General features: G+C 67.1%; 20 protein-coding genes and 1 tRNA gene. 15 read left to right on the top strand and 6 right to left on the bottom strand.

Translation table 11 applies throughout. The annotated features are described in order from the left end of the window. The first annotated feature begins 87 nt into the window (after nt 1-87). On the top strand, nt 88-810 hold the full coding sequence (locus ACR2JI_RS11050; RefSeq protein WP_526390111.1) for a S1 family peptidase: 723 nt from the start codon (nt 88-90) through the stop codon (nt 808-810). On the opposite strand, the gene acs is transcribed toward ACR2JI_RS11050, so the two are convergent. Beyond that, nucleotides 811-2772 carry an acetate--CoA ligase gene (acs, locus tag ACR2JI_RS11045; protein WP_526390110.1) on the bottom strand — a complete coding sequence of 654 codons (1962 nt, stop codon included), beginning with the start codon at nt 2770-2772 and terminating at the stop codon, nt 811-813. It abuts the gene before it with no gap. A 167-nt stretch (nt 2773-2939) separates the two neighbouring features. On the opposite strand from acs, the gene ACR2JI_RS11040 reads away from it, so the two are divergent. Further along, a complete protein-coding gene (locus tag ACR2JI_RS11040; protein ID WP_526390109.1) occupies nt 2940-3698 on the top strand; it encodes an oxidoreductase in 759 nt (252 codons plus the stop codon). Between the two features lie 384 nt (nt 3699-4082). Here the strand turns inward: ACR2JI_RS11040 and ACR2JI_RS11035 are convergent, their stop codons facing one another. Continuing rightward, complete coding sequence (locus ACR2JI_RS11035) at nt 4083-4931, bottom strand: HAD-IB family hydrolase (RefSeq protein ID WP_526390108.1); 849 nt, start codon at nt 4929-4931, stop codon at nt 4083-4085. 356 nt (nt 4932-5287) lie between these two features. On the opposite strand from ACR2JI_RS11035, the gene ssd reads away from it, so the two are divergent. Genes ssd through ACR2JI_RS11000 form a run of 7 tightly spaced genes read left to right on the top strand, consistent with a single transcriptional unit; the run spans nt 5288 to nt 9775 of the window. Further along, nucleotides 5288-6343: a septum site-determining protein Ssd gene (gene ssd / locus ACR2JI_RS11030; RefSeq protein WP_526390107.1), complete on the top strand. Its 1056-nt coding sequence runs from the start codon at nt 5288-5290 to the stop codon at nt 6341-6343. Then, a complete protein-coding gene (locus ACR2JI_RS11025; RefSeq protein WP_526390106.1) occupies nt 6340-7500 on the top strand; it encodes a TadA family conjugal transfer-associated ATPase in 1161 nt (386 codons plus the stop codon). Before ssd ends, ACR2JI_RS11025 begins: the two co-directional genes overlap by 4 nt. After that, complete coding sequence (locus ACR2JI_RS11020) at nt 7500-8288, top strand: type II secretion system F family protein (RefSeq protein WP_526390105.1); 789 nt, start codon at nt 7500-7502, stop codon at nt 8286-8288. Before ACR2JI_RS11025 ends, ACR2JI_RS11020 begins: the two co-directional genes overlap by 1 nt. Then, a complete protein-coding gene (locus ACR2JI_RS11015; protein WP_526390104.1) occupies nt 8285-8857 on the top strand; it encodes a type II secretion system F family protein in 573 nt (190 codons plus the stop codon). Before ACR2JI_RS11020 ends, ACR2JI_RS11015 begins: the two co-directional genes overlap by 4 nt. A 42-nt stretch (nt 8858-8899) precedes the next feature. Next, entirely contained in the window at nt 8900-9103 is a 204-nt protein-coding gene (locus ACR2JI_RS11010) for a DUF4244 domain-containing protein (RefSeq protein WP_526390103.1), read from the top strand. Further along, entirely contained in the window at nt 9100-9426 is a 327-nt protein-coding gene (locus tag ACR2JI_RS11005; protein ID WP_526390125.1) for a TadE family type IV pilus minor pilin, read from the top strand. Before ACR2JI_RS11010 ends, ACR2JI_RS11005 begins: the two co-directional genes overlap by 4 nt. Next, entirely contained in the window at nt 9410-9775 is a 366-nt protein-coding gene (locus tag ACR2JI_RS11000) for an Rv3654c family TadE-like protein (RefSeq protein WP_526390102.1), read from the top strand. Before ACR2JI_RS11005 ends, ACR2JI_RS11000 begins: the two co-directional genes overlap by 17 nt. Here ACR2JI_RS11000 and ACR2JI_RS10995 read toward each other — a convergent pair. Continuing rightward, on the bottom strand, nt 9772-10800 hold the full coding sequence (locus tag ACR2JI_RS10995) for a PAS domain-containing protein (protein ID WP_526390101.1): 1029 nt from the start codon (nt 10798-10800) through the stop codon (nt 9772-9774). The genes ACR2JI_RS11000 and ACR2JI_RS10995 overlap by 4 nt on opposite strands. Nucleotides 10801-11097: 297 nt before the next feature. Continuing rightward, the gene (gene sftH, locus ACR2JI_RS10990; RefSeq protein WP_526390100.1) at nt 11098-13440 is read right to left on the bottom strand and encodes a DNA 3'-5' helicase SftH; all 2343 of its coding nucleotides are present in this window, start codon (nt 13438-13440) and stop codon (nt 11098-11100) included. 261 nt (nt 13441-13701) lie between these two features. On the opposite strand from sftH, the gene ACR2JI_RS10985 reads away from it, so the two are divergent. From ACR2JI_RS10985 to topA, 3 genes are all read left to right on the top strand, one after another. Beyond that, nucleotides 13702-13905, top strand: a complete 204-nt coding sequence (locus ACR2JI_RS10985; protein WP_293307026.1) for a cold-shock protein — start codon at nt 13702-13704, stop codon at nt 13903-13905. A 119-nt stretch (nt 13906-14024) separates the two neighbouring features. Continuing rightward, entirely contained in the window at nt 14025-14603 is a 579-nt protein-coding gene (locus ACR2JI_RS10980) for a hypothetical protein (RefSeq protein WP_526390099.1), read from the top strand. A gap of 139 nt (nt 14604-14742) precedes the next feature. After that, complete coding sequence (topA, locus tag ACR2JI_RS10975; RefSeq protein ID WP_526390098.1) at nt 14743-17544, top strand: type I DNA topoisomerase; 2802 nt, start codon at nt 14743-14745, stop codon at nt 17542-17544. A 10-nt stretch (nt 17545-17554) separates the two neighbouring features. On the opposite strand, the gene ACR2JI_RS10970 is transcribed toward topA, so the two are convergent. Then, the gene (locus ACR2JI_RS10970; protein ID WP_526390124.1) at nt 17555-19201 is read right to left on the bottom strand and encodes an adenylate/guanylate cyclase domain-containing protein; all 1647 of its coding nucleotides are present in this window, start codon (nt 19199-19201) and stop codon (nt 17555-17557) included. Nucleotides 19202-19245: 44 nt separating this feature from the next. Between ACR2JI_RS10970 and ACR2JI_RS10965 the strand changes: the two genes are divergently transcribed. The 3 genes from ACR2JI_RS10965 (at nt 19246) to ACR2JI_RS10955 (ending at nt 20764) form a co-directional block, all read left to right on the top strand. Beyond that, on the top strand, nt 19246-20460 hold the full coding sequence (locus ACR2JI_RS10965; protein ID WP_526390097.1) for a DNA polymerase III subunit delta': 1215 nt from the start codon (nt 19246-19248) through the stop codon (nt 20458-20460). 56 nt (nt 20461-20516) lie between these two features. Then, nucleotides 20517-20592 (top strand) — tRNA-Thr (locus ACR2JI_RS10960). A 7-nt stretch (nt 20593-20599) separates the two neighbouring features. Further along, nucleotides 20600-20764 (top strand): DUF2256 domain-containing protein, encoded by a 165-nt coding sequence (locus ACR2JI_RS10955; RefSeq protein WP_526390096.1) that lies wholly within the window; start codon nt 20600-20602, stop codon nt 20762-20764. 2 nt (nt 20765-20766) lie between these two features. On the opposite strand, the gene ACR2JI_RS10950 is transcribed toward ACR2JI_RS10955, so the two are convergent. Further along, nucleotides 20767-21234: a hypothetical protein gene (locus tag ACR2JI_RS10950; protein ID WP_526390095.1), complete on the bottom strand. Its 468-nt coding sequence runs from the start codon at nt 21232-21234 to the stop codon at nt 20767-20769. Between the last annotated feature and the right edge of the window lie 13 nt (nt 21235-21247).

Here is a 21247-nt window from a genome sequence, read left to right as displayed (position 1 = left end):
ACGAGGTGCGCGTCGCGTTGTTACAGAAGGTACTGAAGTGACCGATGTAAACTCAAAGGCCGGGTGGGAAAACCAGGGAGGTATTCAGTGATCACCGCGCATCCCGTGCGGCGGACGGTAGGGGCGTTGGTTCTGGCCCTGGCCGCGCTGTTGCCCAGCCTGCCGCCCAGCGCCGCCGCCGAGGAGAAGGTGTCGATAGGGGGTGGCGCCGGCATCGTGATCGACGGTGACGTCTACTGCACCCTGACCACCATTGGAAACGACAAGACCGGCGCCCTGATCGGCTTCACCTCGGCGCACTGCGGAGGACCCGGCGCGCAGGTGGCCTCCGAAACACAGCGGGACAGGGGCATCATCGGCACGATGGTCGCCGGAAACGACGCCCTGGACTATGCGGTGATCCGGTTCGACCCGGCCAAGGTGAACCCGGTGTCGAACTGGAACGGCTTCCTCATCAACGGCATCGGACCGGATCCGACGTTCGGACAGGTGGCATGCAAACTCGGGCGCACGACCGGCTACTCCTGCGGCGTCACCTGGGGACCCGGTGAGACGCCCGGCACCATCGTCAATCAGATGTGCGGCCAGCCCGGCGACTCCGGTGCGCCGGTGACGGTCAACAACAGACTCGTCGGCATGCTGCACGGCGCTTTCACCGACGGACTTCCGGTCTGCGTCATCAAGTACATCCCGCTGCATACCCCGGCCGTCACCGAGTCGATCAACGCGATACTGGGCGACGTCGCCGCCAAGGACCGTCCCGGAGCCGGATTCGTTCCGACCGCCAGCCCGGCCCCCGGCCCGGCCTGATCAGTTTGCCTTGCTGGACCTGATCGCCTCGAACACGCTCGCGTCCAACAGGGTTGAGGTGTCGCCGAGTTCGCGGCCCTCGGCCACATCACGGAGCAGTCGCCGCATGATCTTCCCGCTTCGGGTCTTCGGCAACTCGGGAACCACGTGGATTTCCCGTGGCTTGGCGATCGGCGAGATGTCATGCGCAACCTGCGAGCGCAATTCCTCGACCATCTCGGTGGTCGAGATGTCCGCGTGGCTCTCCTTGAGGATGACGAATGCGCAGATCGCCTGTCCGGTCTGGGCGTCGGTTGCGCCGACCACGGCTGCCTCGGCGACTCCGGCATGGCCGACGAGCGCGGATTCCACTTCGGCCGTCGAGATGCGATGTCCGGAGATGTTCATGACGTCGTCGATGCGGCCCAGTACCCAGATCTCACCATCAAGGCCGTACCGGGCGCCGTCGCCGGCGAAATACCAACCCTGCTCGGCGAACCGGGACCAGTAAGTCTCGACGAACCGTTCCGGATCGCCCCAAATGCCGCGCAGCATCGACGGCCAGGGCTTGTCGAGAACCAGGTAGCCGGTCGCGTGCTCGCCCTGGTCGGCACTTGGTGCGAGCTCCCTACCGTTGTCGTCGACGATCTTGGCTGAGATGCCGGGCAGCGGTGTCATCGCCGAACCCGGCTTGCACACGGTCACGCCGGGCAACGGCGCGATCATGGCAGCACCGGTCTCGGTCTGCCACCAGGTGTCGACGATCGGCACGGCGTCGTCGCCGAACACCAGCCGATACCAGCGCCATGCCTCGGGGTTGATCGGTTCGCCCACCGAGCCCAACAGCCGCAGGCTGGAAAGATTGTGCTCGAAGGCCAACTCCCGACCCCACTTCATGAATGTGCGGATCAGCGTCGGTGCTGTGTAATAGATTGTGACGCCGTATTTTTCGATCACCTGGAAGTGTCGGTGTTCATCAGGTGAGTTCGGTGTGCCCTCGTAGAGCACCTGGGTCGCACCGTTGGAAAGCGGTCCGTACACGATGTAGGTGTGGCCGGTGACCCAACCGATATCGGCTGTGCACCAGTACACGTCGGCGTCCGGCTTGATGTCGAAGACGTAGTTGTGCGTGTAGGACGCCTGGGTCAGGTAGCCGCCGGAGGTGTGCAGGATGCCCTTGGGCTTACCGGTGGTTCCTGAGGTGTAGAGCAGGAAGAGCGGATGTTCGGAGTCGAAGGCTTCCGGGGTGTGTTCGGCCGATGCCTCGCTGACCGTCTCGTGCCACCACACGTCACGGCCGTCGGTCCAGTTGACGTCAATTCCGGTGCGGCGAACGACGAGCACGTTCTTCACACAGTCCTGACCTTCGATCGACTCGTCGACGGCGTCCTTCAATGACACCGCGCTTCCGCGGCGGTATTGGCCGTCGGTCGTGATGACCACTTTGGCCTCTGCGTCCTCGATGCGAGCCCGCAGGGCCGAGGCCGAGTAGCCACCGAACACCACGCTGTGCATGGCGCCCAGGCGCGCACAGGCGAGCATCGACACGACTGCTTCGGGAACCATCGGCATGTAGATCGCGACCCGGTCACCGGCTTTGACGCCGAGCGAGGTCAGTGTGTTGGCAGCCCGGCACACCTCGTCCTTGAGTTCGGCGTAGGTGATGCTGCGGGAGTCGCCCAGGGGTTCGCCTTCCCAGTGAATGGCCACCCGGTCGCCGTTGCCGGCCTCGACATGGCGGTCGACGCAGTTGTAGGCGACGTTGAGCTTGCCACCGACGAACCATTTGGCCACCGGGGCTTGCGCCCAATCCAGCACCTCGGTGAACGGGGTGTCCCAGGACAGCCGATTCGCCTGTCGTGCCCAGAAGGCGAGCCGGTCGGCCTCCGCCTCGTCGTAGAGGTCCGCCGTCGCGTTGGCCGCAGCGGCGAACTCCGCGGACGGCGGGTAATGGGTGGGAGCTTCGTCGTGCGCCTCGGTCATGGTGTGAGCGTAATCACCGGAAAAGGTTTGAGGAGAAGCACGTCACAACTCTCGCCGGGCGGTGCATGTTGCGCGGCGAACGGCAGTCGGACGCCGGGCCAACGGTTCCGAACCCACGCCGCGACCCGGGTTCGTCCGGGTCGGTGGGCGCGGCTAGCGTGGCCGAGGTGACCACCGGCGGGCTCCAGCGACGCGATCTGCTTGCACCCCTTCTGCAGCTTCCGGATGTCGCTGATGCCGCCGAGGCGGCGCGGGCGGCGCTGGGCAAGGCGCACCGGCATCGCACCAATCTGCGCAACTGGCCGCTGACCGCCGCCGAGTCCGCGGTCCGTGGTTCGCGATCCTCCTCGGCACTGGACGGCGGCGGCATCGAACTCGACGCCATCTCCGAGGACCCGGTACTGGCCGGTGCCCTGCGCGCGGGTCAGGCTCTTGAGGGTGGGGCGACCACACTGGTGGGCGTGTGGCAGCGGGCGCCTCTGCAGGCACTGGCACGTCTGCATGCGCTTGCGGCGGCGGACTTGGTCGAAGAGGAGCATCTCGGCCGGCCGCGACAGCAACCGGAAACAGCGGCTCGACTGGACCTGCTCAGCAGCCTGGTGACCGGGGGGAGTTCGGTCGCAGCGCCGGTGCTCGCCGGCGTGGCCCACGGTGAGCTGCTCACGCTGGCGCCGTTCGGAAGTGCCGACGGCGTTGTCGCGCGGGCGGTTTCGCGGTTAGTGTCCATCGCCACCGGGCTGGATCCGCATGGACTCGGTGTGCCGGAAGTGTATTGGCTGCGCCGCGCTGAGGAGTACCGCGCCGCGGCTGCCGGGTTCGCGACCGGCACGCAGGAGGGCGTCGGTGCCTGGCTGCTGATGTGTTGCCGTGGAATGGAAGATGGTGCGCGCGAGGCGTTGTCGATTGCCGAGGCCGCGGCGAAGTAGTCGCCGGTAAATGTCGGAGACATGAAACGGGCGGCGCTCCGAACATTGTGTTCGGCTCGCCGCCCGCTAGCACGGTTCCGAGGTTACCAAGCGTGCTGTGTGGGTTGCGTGGGTCGGCCTCGGCGATATTGCGCCGCGCTGCGACTACGACTCGACCCATGGAGTCGCAGCCCGACTGCTCTGCGCAATTTCGCAGGCCCGCAACACTTCTGCCATCTCCGCGGCGTGCTCCGCGTGGGTGCCTGGAACCGTGCTGGGCCGCTCAGGTCGGGAAGTGGAATCTTCTCTTCCGATGCCACCTTGGCCTCGCCGAGCGTCCGTACACACTGTTTTACTCCGTGACGACCGTCACAGCAAGAGGGAAACGGCAACAGTTTCAAAACACTAGAAACCCAAGCGCCGCAAGACCGAAGAGGTGAGGGCATAGGTCAGTGCGCCGGCCGCCAGCGCGCTGAGTCCGAGTGCGGCGGTGGTCGCCACCGCGGCACCCGATGGTGCGGAAATACGTTCGCGCAGTGGCACCGGCCGGGAGAAGCTCAGCACCGGCCAGCCGCGGGCGGCGGCCTCCCTGCGCAGGGCCCGGTCGGGGTTGACCGCGCACGGATGACCGACCTCCTCGAGCATCGGCAGGTCGGTGACCGAGTCGGAGTAGGCGTAGCAGTGTTCCAACGGGTATCCCTCGATGGCGGCCAGCTCCCGGATCGCGGCTGCCTTGCCCTCGCCATAGCAGTAGAACTCGATCTCGCCGGTGTACTTGCCGTCGGCCACCACCATCCGGGTGGCCATGGCGTGCGTCGCGCCGAGTGCCCGGGCGATTGGCGAGACGATCTCTTCGCCGGAAGCCGACACCACCACGACATCACGCCCGCAGAGGCGGTGGTCGGCGATCAACTCAGCGGCCTCGGCGAAGACCAGCGGATCGACGATGTCATGCAGGGTCTCGTTGACGATCGTCCTGATCTGCTCGACGTCCCATCCGGTGCACATGTCGGTCACGTGCGACCGCAGCCGGTCGATCTGGTCGCGGTCGGCGCCGGGCATCAGGAACAGGAACTGGGCATAGCTCGACTTCAGGACCGCCCGGCGATTGAGCAGGCCCTGATCGAGGAACGGTTTGCTGAAGGCCTGAGCGCTCGGTTTCGCGATGACGGTCTTATCGAGGTCGAAGAATGCGGCCGTGCGGGCTGCGGTCACGGCGTCAAGGATAGGCGCGCCGGCACCGGACGCCTCCACCGGAGCGGCCGAAGATGACAGTCCATGCCACCTGGCGGAGGGTGTAATTTCACAGCAAAATCCTGGTTTTCCAGGGCGGTTCACCCTTGCGCCCGACCGCCGCGCCGTGTGTATAGTGAGGATCACTCGGCTTATGCTGAGTGTGCATCAGCCCGACCCCCCGGGGCTGATACACGACGACCCTCGCCTACTCCCCCCCTGGCGAGGGTCGTCCTTTATTTGTGGCCACACATGTTTATGGCCGCACATAGTTTGTCTAGGCGCGCAACACCGTAGGCAATCCACCGATCGCTACTCATCCACAGCGCAGCAATTGCTGGCTGGCGGCCGCACCGCTGGCGGACCACCGTGTCGGCATGGCTTCCGGCGCAACAGTGCTCACCGTGATCAGTGACCCGAAGTTGGCGGAAAGCGCAGATCGTGTGGCAGCGGCGGTGGGCGTTCGGGCGGTTCGACGGCATACGCCGACCAGCCGCGGTTGGTTGAGTGCGGCGGCGGTCATTCTCGACGTCGACGGTGCCCGTCGTTGCGCGCGGGACATGCTTCCCCGCCGCGACGCGGTGTTCCTCGTAGGCGCGGGCGAACCGTCCCCGGGTACCTGGGAGGTGGCGGTCGAGGTTGGGGTGCGGCATCTCTTCACGCTGCCCGCCCAGGAGGCCCAGCTGGTGCACCGGTTGTCGGAGGCGGCGGAGAGCGGGCACGCGGCCCAGCGCCGGGGTCGGTCACTGGCTGTGATCGCCGGTCGCGGTGGCGGGGGAGCGTCGGTGTTCGCGACCGCGCTGGCTCGATGTGCGGGTGAAGCGCTCCTGGTGGATCTGGATCCCTGCGGCGGCGGCGTCGATCTGCTGCTCGGAGCGGAGCGCTCACCCGGACTGCGCTGGCCCGATCTGCGGGTACAGGACGGCAGGCTGACGTGGGCGGCGGTGCGCCAGGCACTTCCGAGCCGTGACCGTGTCCTGATTCTGTCGGCAGCCAGGACCTATCACGAGATCGAGGTGGCGTCGGTCAACGCGGTGACCGACGCGGGACTGCGTGGTGGCGCGACGGTGATCTGCGATGTCCCGCGCCACCTCAGTCCGGCGTCCGCCTCGGCGATCGAGGGCGCGGACATGGTCGTCGTCATCACCAGTTGTGATGTTCGCGGCATCGCAGCGACCGCGGCGCTGGCCGGTGTTCTGCGGACGGTGAATTCCAACCTCGGACTCGTGGTGCGTGGACCGGCGCCGGGGGGATTGCGGCCCGCGGAGGTTGCGCGGGCAGCCGCAATGCCGCTGCTGGCCGCGATGCGACCCGAACCCGGACTTGACCACCAGCTCGAGACCGGCGGATGGCGGATGCGGCGCCGTTCCCCGATCACACAGGCGGCCCGGACCGTCCTTGCCGCCGTGCAATCTGAGCCGGGGGGAGCATGAGTGGGTCACTGATCGACCGGGTCCGCGAACGGCTCGCCGCTGAGTCTGTGCCGCTGCGTCCAGCTGTCGTCGCCGCCGCGATTCGCGCCGAGTCCGGCGGTGTTCTGGGGGACACCGAGATGCTGACCAGTCTCCGCATGCTGGAGACCGAGCTGAGCGGTGCCGGAATCCTGGAGCCGCTGCTGGCAGCCGAAGATACCACCGATGTCCTGGTGATCGCCCCCGGGGAGGTCTGGGTCGATGATGGAAATGGGCTGCGCCGCAGCGATATCCGATTTCCAGACGAGGCAGCGGTACGCCGCCTGGCGCAGCGTCTCGCGGTTGCCGCGGGTCAGCGTCTCGACGATTCGCAACCGTGGGTGGACGGGCAACTCGTCGGCCTGGGCACCAGGGGTAGTGCGGTTCGACTGCATGCCGTACTGCCGCCGATTGCCATCGCCGGCACCTGTCTGTCGCTGAGGGTGCTGCGGCCTGCGACCCAGGATCTGGCGGCACTGGAGGCCGCCGGCGCGATACCGGTGGAGGCCGGGCGCCTGCTGGCCGGAATCATCGCCGCGCGGTTGGCTTTCCTGGTGTCCGGCGGAACCGGGGCGGGTAAGACCACTCTGCTGGCCGCCGCACTCGGTGCCGTTGACGCCGGGGAACGCATCGTCTGTGTCGAGGATGCGCCGGAACTGGCGCCCACCCATCCGCACCTTGTCCGCTTGGTGGCCCGCGGCGCCAACGTGGAGGGAGTAGGGGAGATCACCCTTCGGCAGTTGGTTCGGCAGGCACTGCGAATGCGGCCGGATCGCATCGTGGTCGGTGAGGTTCGCGGCGCTGAGGTGGTTGATCTCCTGGCGGCCTTGAATACCGGCCATGACGGTGGGGCAGGCACAGTGCACGCCAACAGCCCGGCGGAGGTGCCCACCCGACTGGAGGCTCTCGGAGCCCTCGGCGGTTTGGACCGGGGCGCTCTGCACAGTCAGCTTGCAGCTGCAGTGCAGGTGGTGGTGCATGTCAGCCGCAGCGGGCGCGGCCGACGACTGGCTGAGATCGCTCTGCTGCAGCGCGACGAAGCTGGATTGGTCCGGGCGATACCGGCCTGGCGGACCGGACTCGGAATCCTCGAGGGTTCGGCGACATTGAACCGGATGATCGAGCGGCGGTGCGGCTGATGACGACCGTATCGTTGGTCGCGCTGCTGCTGGCCGTCGCAGCGTTGGTGGCACCGGCGCATGTGCGGCGGCACCTGTTTGTCCCGTCCCCGAGCAGGCCGGCGGCCGCACCGCTGGCACTACCGTTCGTGGTGCTGGGTCTTATGTACGCGGGCGTGACGTCACCGGCGTTGGCGTTGGTCTGCGCCGCCGCGGCGGCCGCAGTGCAGTCGCGCCGCCGGCGGAGCCGCCTTCAGCGGGAACGCCGAGCCGAAGGCGAGGCCATGACGGCAGCGCTGGAAACTCTCGTCGGAGAACTGCGGATCGGGGCACACCCGTTGCGTGCCTTCGGTATCGCCGCATCCGAATCGGGCGACACGGTCGGTGCCGCCCTGCACATGGTCACCGCACGAGCGGGCCTGGGCGCCGACGTCGCCGCCGGCCTGCGTGAGGTGGCCGATCAGTCCAAGGTTCCGTTCTACTGGGAGCGGATAGCGGTCTGCTGGCGGCTGGCCTCCGATCACGGCCTTGGGATGTCAACGCTGATGCGAGCGGCCCAACGCGACATCGTCGATAGGCAACGGTTCAGCGGCCAGGTCGATGCTGGCCTAGCGGGGGCTCGGGCCACGGCGGCGATCCTGGCCGGGCTGCCGGTGCTGGGGATCCTGCTGGGTCAACTCATCGGTGCCCATCCGATGCGGTTCCTGCTCGGTGGTGGCGTTGGCAGTTGGCTGTTGCTGATCGGCGCCGGCCTGACCTGGGCCGGGGTGTCCTGGTCGGACCGCATCGTGGACAGGCTCGCGGCATGAGCGTCGCGGCCCTGTTGCTGGCCGCCGCTCTTCTCTGCGGGGTGGGTCCGATTTCGGCGCGAGCCCGCGCAGGTCTGGTGAATCGTGGTGATACCAGCGCGCTCGGAAGGTGTTGCCCCACTGATCCTTTCGCTGTCGCCTCTGCCCTCGATGTGCTGGCTGTATGCCTCGGGGCGGGTATGAGCGTCGCGCGTGCCGCCGCCGCCACCGCACCGGCGGCTCCGCCGGGTATGCGTGCAGTCCTGCAACGGGCTTCCGATCTGCTGGCACTGGGCGCCGACCCGGAGACCGCCTGGTCGGCGGACAGCCATGACGTCGATATGGAAGCGCTGATGCGACTCGCGAGGCGGTCGGCGAGTTCCGGAAGCGCGCTCACGCACGGTGTGACCGAGCTCGCCGACCAGTTGCGTCTGGACGCGGTGCACGCCGCGGCGGCGGCTGCCGAACGAGCCGGTGTTCTCATCGCGGGTCCGCTCGGCCTGTGCTTCCTACCGGCGTTCGTCTGCGTGGGCATCGTGCCGGTGGTGGCTGGGCTTGCCGCCGACGTTCTCGGCTCGGTGATCGCATGAGTGCAGTGAGGTTCACCCATCAGTCTGAAGAAGGGAATCACCATGTTCAACAGAGCTATCCGCCTCATGAAAGCTCGGATGAATCTACTGATGGTCGAGGAGTCCGGAATGTCGACGGTGGAGTATGCGATCGGAACCATCGCGGCCGCCGCGTTCGGCGCAATCCTCTACAGCGTGGTCACCGGCGACTCGATCGTCGGTGCGTTGACCAACATCATCAACCGGGCACTGACAACCAGGGTCTGACCGGCGATGCCGGGTTCAGCACCGTCGAGGCCGCGCTGGCCATCGCGAGTCTGGTCAGCGTTCTGCTGCTCTGCCTCGCCGGTGCGACGGCGCTGTCGATGCAGGTGCGTTGTATCGACGCAGCCCGCGAGGTCGCTCGACTGGCTGCCCGCGGTGACAGCATGGCCGTCGGTGTCGCCGGTGGCCTGGCTCCCCCCGGTGCTGCGGTGGAACTGCGCGACAGCGGAGGTTATGTCGTTGCGCGGGTTACCGATCGCGCGTCAATCCTGCCCGGGGTGGTCATCAGCGGCGAAGCTGTCGCGGCCCGTGAACCGGTTCGGTGACCGGACAGGCGATGAGACCGGCGCGGCCACGGTGTTGGCAGCCACGTTCATCGCGATCCTGGCGCTGGTATCGATTGCCGGCATCTGGTTGGGGTCTGCCGTGATCGCGCGCCACCGTGCGCAGTCCGCCGCCGATCTGGCCGCACTGGCCGCGGCCGCGGGGATGCCCACCGGTACGGCGGCGGCCTGCGGTCAGGCGGCCGCCCTGGCCCGCGCAATGGCGGCCAGGGTCCTGGCCTGTACAGCAGAACAGCTGGATGTGACCGTCGTCGTCTCGGTCCCGGTCGGCGCAGTGTTCGGCCGCCATGCCCGGGCGTCGGCTCGGGCCGGCCCCGTGACGAGTGACTAGGTGCGGAATCCCTCCGACGGTCCCAGGTCGGCGTGGGTGAGTTCGTCCTCCGTCGGCAACCGCAGTGTCACCAGTCCGGCGTACACACCGCCCTCCAGCTCCATCCGATTGATGGTGACGTGCAACGGAACCCACTCGCCGTCGGTGTTACCGGAGAGACGTAACACCGCGCTGGTGGTCCCATGCTCCAATTCTTCGGCCATCTGCTCGGCGAGATGGGCGCGGTCGGCGGGGTGCATTTCGGCGACCCGCCAGTTGAAGTAGGGGCAGGGCTCATCGAGCCACTTGAGCAGCGTCCAGGTGTTGATGTCGGCCACCGCCCGGTAGACCCCGGGCTGGGCCATGCCGCTGAGGATGCGGTCGGCGAATGCACTCGGGGGCACCGGCGAATCGCTGACGCTCTCGAGCACGTTCATCGCTCGACACACCAGGTGTTCGGTGCCGTCGTCGTACGGTTCCATCAGGGTGCGCGCGCACCAGCCGACCCGGCGGAAAGCGCCCTGCTTGTCGGGGAAGTCCCAGGTGGCACAGTAGGTGCGGCCCGGGGCCGCGTCGATCGCCATGGACAGCGCTTTGGACTCGTCGCGATTGAGACTGCGGCTGGGCACGTCCTCGGCGAAGGCACGGCCGGTGCTGGCCTCGGCCTCGGGATCCATGCCCGCGTTGACGAAGTATTCCGCGGTCGCGGACCCCTCGCTGATGGTGATATCCCATATCAGCGGACCGGGGATGGGCCGATCGGGAGGTCTCTCGTCGACCGGCCCGCACCAGACGTGGACCGCGTGCACGCGTCCGTCGGACATCTGGACCGGCTCGGTGCGGATGACCCGGTTGGTCTTCGGGGTGATACTGGCCAGTCCGGTGCCGGATGCGACCGTCTCGGCGATCGCGGTCTGGATGGCCGCCAGATTCGGATTCCGGCGCAGGAAAACAGCGATCGGCACAAAGTTCTTCATCTGCCTGCCCTGGGCAACGACCACGGGTTGGTCGCCAAGTGTCTCCACCAGCAACCAGTCCCCGATCACCTCACTAGGTTAGCCGCCCACCGGGCCATTCGTACTGGCGGGTAGCTCCGAAATCGCAGGTAAGAGGACATCCCGCTGGATGACCGGTCGGGCGGCCAGCGCGGTTGCATTGCTCGCGCCAGCGCGCGTCTCTGTTGGTACGTCCCCAAAAGGGACTTGCCGAGCGGGTCGCGTTGTCCGACCGCTTGTTGCCGCTCCTGCGGTTTCGTCGTGGCTAACGGCCTCCCGACCGTGGGGCGCCGGATCAGCACGCGGGGTGGCTGTCGACCGTTTGAGGGGTCGGTCGGCAGCCAAGGGTCAGGCGTCCCCCGGTTCGGGGCCTGATTCCAGTGCGGCCAGCACCAGTCGCAGCACCCGGATCGCGCCGGCCTTGTCCAGAGGATCGTTTCCGTTCCCGCATTTGGGTGACTGCACGCATGACGGACAACCCTGTGGGCACTCGCAGGCCTCGATCGCCTCGGCCGTCGCCCCGAGCCAGGTGCCGGCCAGCCGGTACCCGCGCTGCGCGAAGCCGGCTCCGCCCGGGTGGCCGTCGTAGACGAACACCGTCGGCAGCCCGGCTTCACCGATCGCCGTCGACACCCCACCGATGTCGCCGCGGTCGCAACTGGCCACCAATGGCAGCAATCCGATGGCGGCGTGTTCGGCGGCGTGTAATGAGCCGGGCACCTGAGACCATTCAATACCGCTGTCCTGCAACGCCTCCGGGGTGATGGTGTACATCGCCGCAATCGTCGACAGGGTTTGCCGGGGCATGTCGAGTTCGATGAAATCGATCACCTCACCGGACATCCTGCGGCGCAGATAGCCGACCACCTGGTGGGTCACCGATACCGGGACCAGTCCCAGTGTCACTGCTCCATAACTGACCCGCTCGCCCTGTCCGGTCACGGTGATGTCGGTGATCTCCCGGGCGAATGTCGAATATCCGGGGTCCTCGGCGTGCACGAAGGCGATTCCGCCACCGAGATCGAGCGAGTCCACCACATAGCTCTCACCCTGGTGCAGGTACACAGCGCCGGGGTGCACGGCCGACGGCGCCTGCCCGGCCTCGGTGCTGCCCAGCATCCGTCCGGTGTCGACCTCCAGTATCGCCACCTGGCCGCCGGAAGTTCCCCGGATATCGACGCCGTGGTGTGGGTCCAGGCCGGGCGCGGGGAAGTACTTGTCGCCGCGTCGGCGCAGCAGTCCGTCACAGACCAGTTCGGTTGCCACCGCCTCGGAGTCCCAGTCGGTGACCTCGCTTTGGTGCAGCGGCATTTCCGTTGCGGCACAGAGTAACTGCGGCCCAACCACATACGGGTTGGCCGGGTCGATGACCACCTGCTCGACGGGCTTGCCGAGCAGGGCCTCGGGGTGGTGCACCAGGTAGGTGTCCAGCGGATCGTCGCGTGCGATGAGGACCACCAGTGCGCCCTGTCCGCGCCGCCCGGACCGGCCGGCCTGCTGCCAGAACGACGCGACGGTGCCGGGGAAGCCGGCCAGCAGCACCGCATCCAGACCAGCGATATCGATGCCGAGTTCCAGTGCGTTGGTGGTGGCCAGCCCGCGCAGTTCCCCGTCGGTCAGGGCGCTTTCCAGTGCGCGGCGGTCCTCGGCCAGATAACCGGCGCGATAGGAGGCGACGGTGTCGACCAACTGCGGGGCGATCTCCGCCAGGCGGGCCCTTGCGCCCAGGGCCGTCAACTCAGCACCGCGGCGACTCCGGACGAAGGTCAGGGTCCTCGCTCCTTCGGCCACCAGATCGGCCAGCATTCGGGCCGCCTCGGCGCCGGCCGATCGCCGCACCGGTGCACCGTTCTCCCCGGATAGATCCTCCCGGAGTTCGGGTTCCCATAGCGCGATGGTTCGCGCGCCGTGCGGGGACCCGTCCTCGGTCACCTCGACCACCGGGCGGCCGATCAGCTGCGCGGCGGTAGCACCCGGTGCGGCGGTGGTGGCGCTGGCGAAGATCACCGTCGGACCCGCTGATCCGGCGGGGGCGTAGTGTTCGCACAGCCGAAGTAGACGGCGCAGCACCATGGCAACGTTGGAGCCGAAAATCCCTCGGTAATAATGACATTCGTCGACCACGATGTAGCGCAGGCCGCGTAGGAAGACCGCCCAACGGGTGTGGTTGCGCAGTATCGACAGGTGGATCATGTCCGGATTGGAGAACAGCCAGCGGGACCGCTCGCGGGCGAACCGCCGCACCTCCGCCGGGGTGTCACCGTCGTAGGAGGCCGGTGCGGCATCGGCCAGTGCAGGCACTGCCGCGGTCAATGCGTGCGCGCTGCGTAACTGGTCATGCCCCAAGGCCTTCGTCGGCGAAAGATAGAGGGCCCTGGCACGGGGATCGGCGGCCAGCGCGTTGAGAATCGGAAGCTGGAACGCCAGGGATTTCCCGGACGCCGTCCCGGTGCTGATCACCACATCCAGGCCGGCGTGGGCAAAGTCGGCTGCCTGGACCTGATGTGACCACGGGGCACCGATCCCGCGGACCTGCAGAGCCGCCCGCACATCGGTATCGACCCAGGCCGGCCAGTCCCGCGCCTGCGCGGACCGGGGGGCGATCTCGGCGACATGACGCAACGCGGCACCCGAGTCCGCATCGGCCCCGGCGCACACCGCCGACAGCAGTTCGCCGCCGAAAGTGGCCATCCGGACCCTCCCCTCACCGCTTCTTGGAGCCGAATTGTGTCTCCGACTGTTCTAGCCGGGCAGAACGTGGTTGGATGAAAGAGGTCGCAGCTTCTGTGTTCGTGTCTCCACAATCGCAGGATCGACGTTGCGGTCGCGGTTCCTGCGAGGGTCTCGATGCCGGGAGTATTCCGGATCACTCTCCGAAGGTATGGCGGTCGGAACTGGCCCGGCCTGCCGAAACATCGGCGGACCGCCCGTAGTAAGAGAAGGAAAGTTTCAATGCCACAGGGAACTGTGAAGTGGTTTAACGCGGAAAAAGGCTTCGGCTTCATCGCCCCGGAGGACGGCTCGGCCGATGTGTTCGTCCATTACACGGAAATTCAGGGTAACGGCTTCCGCACCCTGGAAGAGAACCAGAGGGTTGAGTTCGAGGTAGGCCAGAGCCCCAAGGGGCCCCAGGCCACCGGCGTCCGCGCCATCTGACCAACGACGATCTGACAAACACCCCCGCCAGCCCCGTTCACGGGTGCTGCGGGGGTGTTTTCTTTCCGGCACGGGGCGGATCGTCGCTGCCCGGGTCCCGGCTGCCTTAGTGTCAACCCGTGAGTCAGCTGTCCTTTTTCTCCGCTGAGTCGGTGCCCCCTGCGGTCACCGACCTCACCGGGGTACTGGCGGCAGCCGGCCAGGTGGTGACGGTGAGCTCTGGCGCACGGCTGTCGGTGGTGGTCGACGCCCTGTGGCGGGCCGCCGCGCTGGCCGACATGATGGCCGCAGCAGGTCTGCAGCCTGAGATCACCCGGACCGAGGAGGAGACCCCGCTGGTGCGCACCGCCGTCGACGTGCGATTGGTCGGTATTGCGGCGGACTGGACCCGGGGCGCGGTCAAGACGGTGCCTCCGCAGTGGTTGCCGGGGCCACGCGAGCTGCGCGCATGGACACTGGCCGCTGGCGTCCCCGAGGCCGACCGCTATCTGCTGGGCCTTGATCCCCACGCCCCCGACACTCATTCCCCGCTGGCGTCGGCTCTGATGAGGGTGGGCATCGCCCCGACCTTGATCGGAACCCGGGGGGCCAGGCCCGCTCTGCGAATCAGCGGCCGCAGGCGGCTATTACGCCTGGTGGAGAACGTCGGGGAAGCTCCGGATGACCCGCAGGCGCTGACCACCTGGCCGCAGGTCTGAGGGTCTCGCGCCGGGGAGTCGGGTTGCATCCCCCGGTCAAGTGGTGCCACTGTGTCACATGCCCGCTCGGCGGGGTGTCAAGGCCTAAACGGCATGAAGCGGCTGTCGGGCTATAAGAAGAAGTGGAGCGTAAGCGCAGTTGGCTGGCGACGACCGTCCCGGTAAATCCGGCAGCGTCCGGCGGCTCGTCATCGTCGAGTCGCCGACTAAAGCGCGCAAAATTGCCGGGTATCTGGGACCGAATTACATTGTCGAGTCCTCCCGCGGCCACATCCGTGACCTGCCCAAAGGCGCTGCCGACGTGCCGGCGAAGTACAAGTCCGAGAAATGGGCGCGCCTGGGAGTCAACGTCGATGCGGACTTCGAACCCCTCTACGTCGTCAGCCCCGATAAGAAGGCAACCGTCAGCGAGCTGAAGGGGTTGCTCAAGGACGTCGACGAGCTCTATCTCGCCACCGACGGTGACCGCGAGGGTGAAGCCATCGCCTGGCACCTGCTGGAGACGTTGAAGCCCAAGATCCCGGTGCGTCGGATGGTGTTCCATGAGATCACCGAGTCCGCGATCAGGGCGGCCGCCGAGGACCCCCGCGATCTGGACACGGACCTGGTCGACGCCCAGGAGACCCGCCGCATTCTCGATCGGCTCTACGGGTACGAGGTCAGCCCGGTGCTGTGGAAGAAGGTCGCCCCGCGCCTCTCGGCCGGCCGGGTTCAGTCGGTCGCGACCCGGATCATCGTTCAGCGCGAACGGGAACGGATGGCCTTCCGCAGCGCCGGCTACTGGGACGTGCTCGCAGAGCTCGACGCCAGTGTGTCCGACCCCGGCGCCACCCCGCCGCGGTTCACTGCCCGGCTGGTCGCCGTGGACGGCAAGCGAGTGGCCGCCGGACGGGATTTCGACGCCAGCGGCTCGGTGAAGAAGCCCGATGAGGTGATGGTTCTCGATGAGGCCGCCGCCACCGCGCTGGCAGCCGGGCTGCGGGGCGCTCCCCTGACGGTGGCATCGGTGGAGGAGAAGCCCTACACCCGCCGGCCGTACCCGCCGTTCATGACCTCCACGCTGCAACAGGAGGCCGGCCGCAAGCTGCGGTTCAGCTCCGAGCGCACCATGAGCGTTGCGCAGCGGTTGTATGAGAACGGTTACATCACCTATATGCGAACCGACTCGACCACGCTGTCGGGGTCGGCGATCAACGCCGCGCGTACCCAGGCCCGCCAGCTTTACGGCGAGGAGTTCGTCCACCCGTCGCCGCGGCAGTACACCCGCAAGGTCAAGAACGCCCAGGAGGCGCACGAGGCGATCCGGCCCGCCGGTGACACGTTCTCCACCCCGGGTGCGTTGCGCGCCGAACTCGACACCGACGGCTACCGCCTCTATGAGCTGATCTGGCAGCGCACGGTGGCTTCGCAGATGGCCGATGCCCGCGGCACCACGCTGAGTCTGCGCATATCCGGGTCTTCCTCCGATGGCCGCGACACGACCTTCGCCGCGAGTGGGCGCACCATCACCTTCCCGGGCTTTTTGAAGGCATACGTCGAGACCGTCGATGAACAGGCCGGTGGTGAGGCCGACGACGCCGAGAGCCGGCTGCCGAACCTGCGACAGGGCCAGCGCGTGGATGCTGTCACCCTCAGCCCCGAGGGTCACGCCACCAGCCCGCCGGCCCGTTACACCGAGGCATCGCTGATCAAGGCGCTCGAGGAACTCGGAATCGGCCGTCCCTCAACGTATTCCTCGATCATCAAGACCATTCAGGATCGCGGCTACGTGCACAAGAAGGGCAGCGCTCTGGTGCCGTCCTGGGTGGCGTTCGCAGTCACCGGACTACTCGAGCAACATTTCGGCCGGCTCGTCGACTACGACTTCACCGCCGCCATGGAGGACGAGCTCGACGAGATCGCCTCGGGCCACGAACATCGCACCAACTGGCTGCACAACTTCTACTTCGGCGGCGAACACGGTGTGCCGCACTCGATTGCGCGTGCGGGCGGCCTGAAGAAACTGGTCGGAGTGAATCTGGAGGGCATCGATGCCCGCGGGGTGAACTCCATCAACCTGTTCGAGGATGCCGAGGGCCGGCCGGTCTATGTCCGGGTCGGTAAGAACGGGCCGTATCTGGAACGCATGATCACGGGCGAGGACGGCGAGCCGACCCCGCAGCGGGCCAACCTCAGCGACGAGATCACGCCGGACGAACTGAGCCTGGAGTTGGCCGAAACCCTCTTCGCGACACCGCAGGAGGGCCGGGTTCTCGGTGTCGATCCGGAGACCGGGCACGAGATCATCGCCCGCGACGGCCGTTACGGGCCGTATGTCTCCGAGGTGCTGCCGCCGCCGCCCGACGATGACGGTGGAGTGACCGCCAAGAAGACCAAGAAGCCGACCGGTCCCAAGCCTCGTACCGGGTCGCTGTTCCGTTCCATGGATCTGCAGACGGTGACACTCGAGGATGCGCTCAAGCTGCTCTCGCTTCCGCGCCTGGTCGGCGTGGACCCGCAGAACGGCGAGGAGATCACCGCGCAGAACGGCCGCTACGGGCCATATCTCAAGCGCGGCACCGACTCTCGCTCGTTGGCCAATGAGGACCAGATCTTCGGCGTAACCCTCGATGAGGCGCTGAAGATCTACGCCGAGCCCAAACGACGCGGGGGCAGCGGTGCGGCGGCCCCGCCACTGCGTGAGTTGGGTAGCGACTCCGCCACCGGCAAACCGATGGTGATCAAGGACGGCCGATTCGGGCCGTACGTCACTGACGGCGAGACCAACGCGAGTCTGCGCAAGGGTGACGACGTGCTGACGATCAGCGATGAACGCGCCTCGGAACTGCTGGCTGACCGCCGCGCCCGCGGGCCGGTGAAGCGCGTCGCCAAGAAGGCTGCCGCCAAGAAGGCTCCGGCGAAGAAGGCTGCCCGCAAGAAGGCTCCCGCCAAGAAGAGCTGAACCTAGCCGGTCAGTTCGCGAGGTCGCTGATTATCTCGGCCGGCGCAGCGGGAATCACCAGGTTCACCGGACGTGCCAACTGGGTGGGTGCTGATCGTCCCCGCAGTTCGACTATCTCGCCGACATTCCAGCACAGCGCCTCGGCGTCGAGAGCACCGCTGACCGCAATCGCCGACGCGAGAACGTGTTCCTCTTCGAGCTTGGCGAGTTCGGTCAGTCGGGCAGCCTCGTTGACCGGGTCGCCGATCACGGTGTATTCGAAGCGGGCCTGCGCGCCGATGTGCCCGGCGATCGCCCGCCCGGCCGACACCCCGATACCGAAGTCGGTTTTGCCCAGGACGGCCACCAACCTGTCGTGCAATGCGCGGGATGCGGCCAGTGCCGCACCGGAGGCGTCCGGGTGTTCGAGCGGGGCGCCGAAGACGCACAGCGCGGCGTCACCGAGGAACTTGTTGACGAACCCGCCATGTTCCTGAACCGTGTCGACGACGACTCGAAAGAACTCGTTGAGCAGTCCGACGACTTCGCCGGGTGGGCGGGTGGCGGCCAACTGCGTCGAACCGATCAGGTCCACGAACAGCACCGCGACATCGCGCTCCTGGCCGCCGAGTTCGGTACCCCGTTCCAGAGCTCGTCGCGCGACGTCTTCTCCGACGTAGCGGCCGAAGAGGTCACGCATCCGCTGGCGCTCGCTGAGTTCGCGAACCATGTCGTTGAAACCCGCCTGCAGGAGCCCGAGCTCGGAGGCATCGTAAATCTGCATGTGCGCGTTGTAGTTTCCGCGCTGAACCTCGCCGAGCGCCCAGCGCAGCTGACGCAGCGGATCCGAAATCGCCATCGCCGAGAGGATGTTGCCGAGTAGTCCGACAACCAGTGCCGCGATCGCCATCATCAGAATCGGCGTGAACAGGCTCTCCGGTGGGGAGTCCAGCAGAGCGAACTTGCTGGCAACCACCGACAGAAGGATCATCAGAAGGGGCACTCCGGTGGACAGCATCCAGGTCAGCACCAGTCGCAGCACCACCCCCGGCCGGCGGAAGTTCTCCGGGACGCCGCCGCGCAAGGCGGCCACCGCGACAGGTCGCAGCACCCGCTCGGATTGCAGATAGCCGATGATCGCGGTTGCGGTCGCCCCCAGCAGAATCGCGACGGCGAGCTCCGGTGCAGCATGGCTGGCCACCGGCCAGCTCGCCCCGATGAACACCACGGCGCCGAGCAGCCACAGGGTCATGCTGATGGTCGAGCGGTAGGCGGGCATCCGAAGTACCCGTAGCCGGGCCTGCTCGGCGGCTACCGGGTCGTCCTCGGTCAGCAGGGCATCGCGGCGCTGCCAGCGGAACACCGGTCGCAGCAGGGTGAGACTGACAAAGCTGCCCACGGCGAATGCGATGAACAGGTAGCCCAGGAAGATCGCGAGGTTGTGCGGCGGCAGATCCTGGAGTTTCAACCGGTCGGCCGGCGGCAGGCCGAAGCGTAGGAAGCCCAGCACCAGCAGCGCCCCGATGATGTCGGCCTGCAGGATTCCGAGGGAGAAAACCGCCCACGGCGTGCGTACCACCCAGCGGACGAATTCTCTGACCCGCCCGCGCGTCGCCGGCGCGCTGTTCACCCACTTACCGTAGCGGTCGGGCGGGTATTCCAAACCCCGGCGCGGTATCCGCGACCTGCTCTGTCGTGGTCCCGCAGTAGTGTTGGCAGGCGATGTCAGGGGTTTTTTCGCGGCTGGTCGGCCAAAGCGCGGTGGTGCCGGAGCTGGTGGCTGCCGCGATGGTGGCGCGGGGTGATTCTGCTCACGGTGCGACGATTTCGGGTTCGATGACCCATGCCTGGCTGATCACCGGACCGCCCGGCTCGGGTCGTTCGGTGGCGGCATTGGCCTTCGCCGCCGCCCTGCAGTGCACCGGCGATGGTGTTGCCGGGTGCGGTCAGTGTCGGCCGTGCACGACGACGATGGCCGGGACCCATGCCGATGTGCGCCGGATCATCCCCGAGGGTCTCTCGATCGGGGTTGAGGAGATGCGGGCGATCGTCGCAACCGCATCGCGACGGCCGGCCACCGGCCGCTGGCAGATCGTCGTGATCGAAGACGCCGACCGGCTGACTGAGGGTGCGGCCAATGCCCTGCTGAAAGTCGTGGAGGAGCCACCACCGTCGACGGTATTCCTGCTGTGCGCCCCCTCGGTGGATCCCGAAGATATCGCGATCACGCTGCGCTCCCGCTGTCGGCATGTGGCCCTGGTGACACCATCGCCGGCCGCGATCGCTGAGGTTCTGATGGACGTCGACGGTCTGCGGGCCGAGGACGCGCAGTGGGCGGCCGCCGCGGGCGGAGGGCATGTCGGGCGGGCCCGTCGCCTGGCCACCGATCCGGATGCCAGGGCCCGCCGGACCAGGGCGCTGGGCTTGGCCCGGGATGCCGCAACGCCGACCCGGGCGTATGCGGCGGCCGAGGAGCTCGTCGCCACCGCCAAGGCTGAGGCTGAGACGCTCAATGTCGGGCGTGATGAGGCCGAGGTCGACGAACTGCGCACCGCACTGGGTGCCGGTGGTACCGGCAAGGGAACGGCGGGAGTGCTGCGCGGAGCAGACAAGGCGATCAAAGACCTTGAGAAGCGCCAGAAATCGCGGCAGACGCGAGCATCCCGCGACGAGTTGGACCGCGCCCTCCTGGATCTTGGAACCTACTTCCGTGATGCGTTGATGGTTTCCACCGGCGCGGTGACGGTGTCGGTCAACCATCCGGATATGGCGTCTTCGGTGGCTGCCATGGCCAACCACGCCACCCCGGAGCGTCTGCTGCGCTGCATAGAGGCGGTGCTGGCCTGCCGGGAGGCCTTGGCCACGAACGTCAAACCGAAATTCGCAGTAGATGCGCTGGTCGCCACCGTGGGCCAAGCGCTGCGCCCGGAAGGGTAGACTTCACGGTCGGCCCAGCGAGAAGCTCGTCGCGCAAGTGCTCATCGCAGTGCCACGCCGCCTTAGCTCAGTCGGTAGAGCAATTCACTCGTAATGAATAGGTCAGGAGTTCGATTCTCCTAGGCGGCTCCAAATCTCTATGGTCGGTCTCGTGCCGCCCGAACCCCGCGTCAAAAACGGCCACCCTCCGAAGATCTGCCAGAGCTGTGATCGGCCCTTCGAATGGCGTAGGAAGTGGGTCCGCGACTGGGACAGTGTGAAGTACTGCTCGGAGGCGTGCCGGAAACGCGGCCCCCGCTCCTGAGGTCATCCGGCGCGAAGGACCTTCGGGATCGGTATGTCATCGCGGGCGATCTGAGGAGGGAAGCACGGAGAACTGGCCTGCAGTGTTGGCGGGTGGCCCGGCGCGGCGGCGGTGACGATCTGCAGGCGGTATCCGTCTGGTCCGTAGCCGAATCGGTTGGGTTTGCGGAACCCGTCCCGTTCGTCCACCTGCCAACCCCAGTGTCGCCAGACATCTCCGACCGCGGTGACGAGCTCGGTCGCGTCGCTGTTCACCGGAGGTGTGAGTTCACCGATGGTGTGGAAGCGCATCGAGGCGGACGGACCGGTGTCGTCATCGGTGCAGTAACTGTTGTGGCCCGCTCCGGGGAAGCGGGTGGCATCGAGCACGGTCCCCGGTGGCAGAGCCGCCAGGGTGCGCCGTAGATGGTCGACGACAGTGTTCTGGACCTGTTGTTGAGATTCTGTTGTTTGTTGGGACTCGGTTGTCATCGGGAGCGCTCCC

The sequence above is a fragment of the Mycobacterium sp. genome, assembly GCF_051006775.1.
In the GTDB taxonomy this organism is placed as follows: domain Bacteria; phylum Actinomycetota; class Actinomycetes; order Mycobacteriales; family Mycobacteriaceae; genus Mycobacterium.
Note: the sequence above shows the minus strand (reverse complement) of the source record. Positions and strands in the feature narration are given on the sequence as shown.

Excerpts from the sequence above, each read along its gene's own strand:
- acs (WP_526390110.1), bottom strand. The coding sequence starts at position 2,772 with ATGACCGAGGCGCACGACGAAGCTCCCACCCATTACCCGCCGTCCGCG.
- ssd (WP_526390107.1), top strand. The coding sequence starts at position 5,288 with ATGGCTTCCGGCGCAACAGTGCTCACCGTGATCAGTGACCCGAAGTTG.
- ACR2JI_RS11025 (WP_526390106.1), top strand. The coding sequence starts at position 6,340 with ATGAGTGGGTCACTGATCGACCGGGTCCGCGAACGGCTCGCCGCTGAG.
- ACR2JI_RS11020 (WP_526390105.1), top strand. The coding sequence starts at position 7,500 with ATGACGACCGTATCGTTGGTCGCGCTGCTGCTGGCCGTCGCAGCGTTG.
- ACR2JI_RS11015 (WP_526390104.1), top strand. The coding sequence starts at position 8,285 with ATGAGCGTCGCGGCCCTGTTGCTGGCCGCCGCTCTTCTCTGCGGGGTG.
- ACR2JI_RS11010 (WP_526390103.1), top strand. The coding sequence starts at position 8,900 with ATGTTCAACAGAGCTATCCGCCTCATGAAAGCTCGGATGAATCTACTG.
- sftH (WP_526390100.1), bottom strand. The coding sequence starts at position 13,440 with ATGGCCACTTTCGGCGGCGAACTGCTGTCGGCGGTGTGCGCCGGGGCC.
- ACR2JI_RS10985 (WP_293307026.1), top strand. The coding sequence starts at position 13,702 with ATGCCACAGGGAACTGTGAAGTGGTTTAACGCGGAAAAAGGCTTCGGC.
- ACR2JI_RS10965 (WP_526390097.1), top strand. The coding sequence starts at position 19,246 with ATGTCAGGGGTTTTTTCGCGGCTGGTCGGCCAAAGCGCGGTGGTGCCG.
- ACR2JI_RS10955 (WP_526390096.1), top strand. The coding sequence starts at position 20,600 with ATGGTCGGTCTCGTGCCGCCCGAACCCCGCGTCAAAAACGGCCACCCT.
- ACR2JI_RS10950 (WP_526390095.1), bottom strand. The coding sequence starts at position 21,234 with ATGACAACCGAGTCCCAACAAACAACAGAATCTCAACAACAGGTCCAG.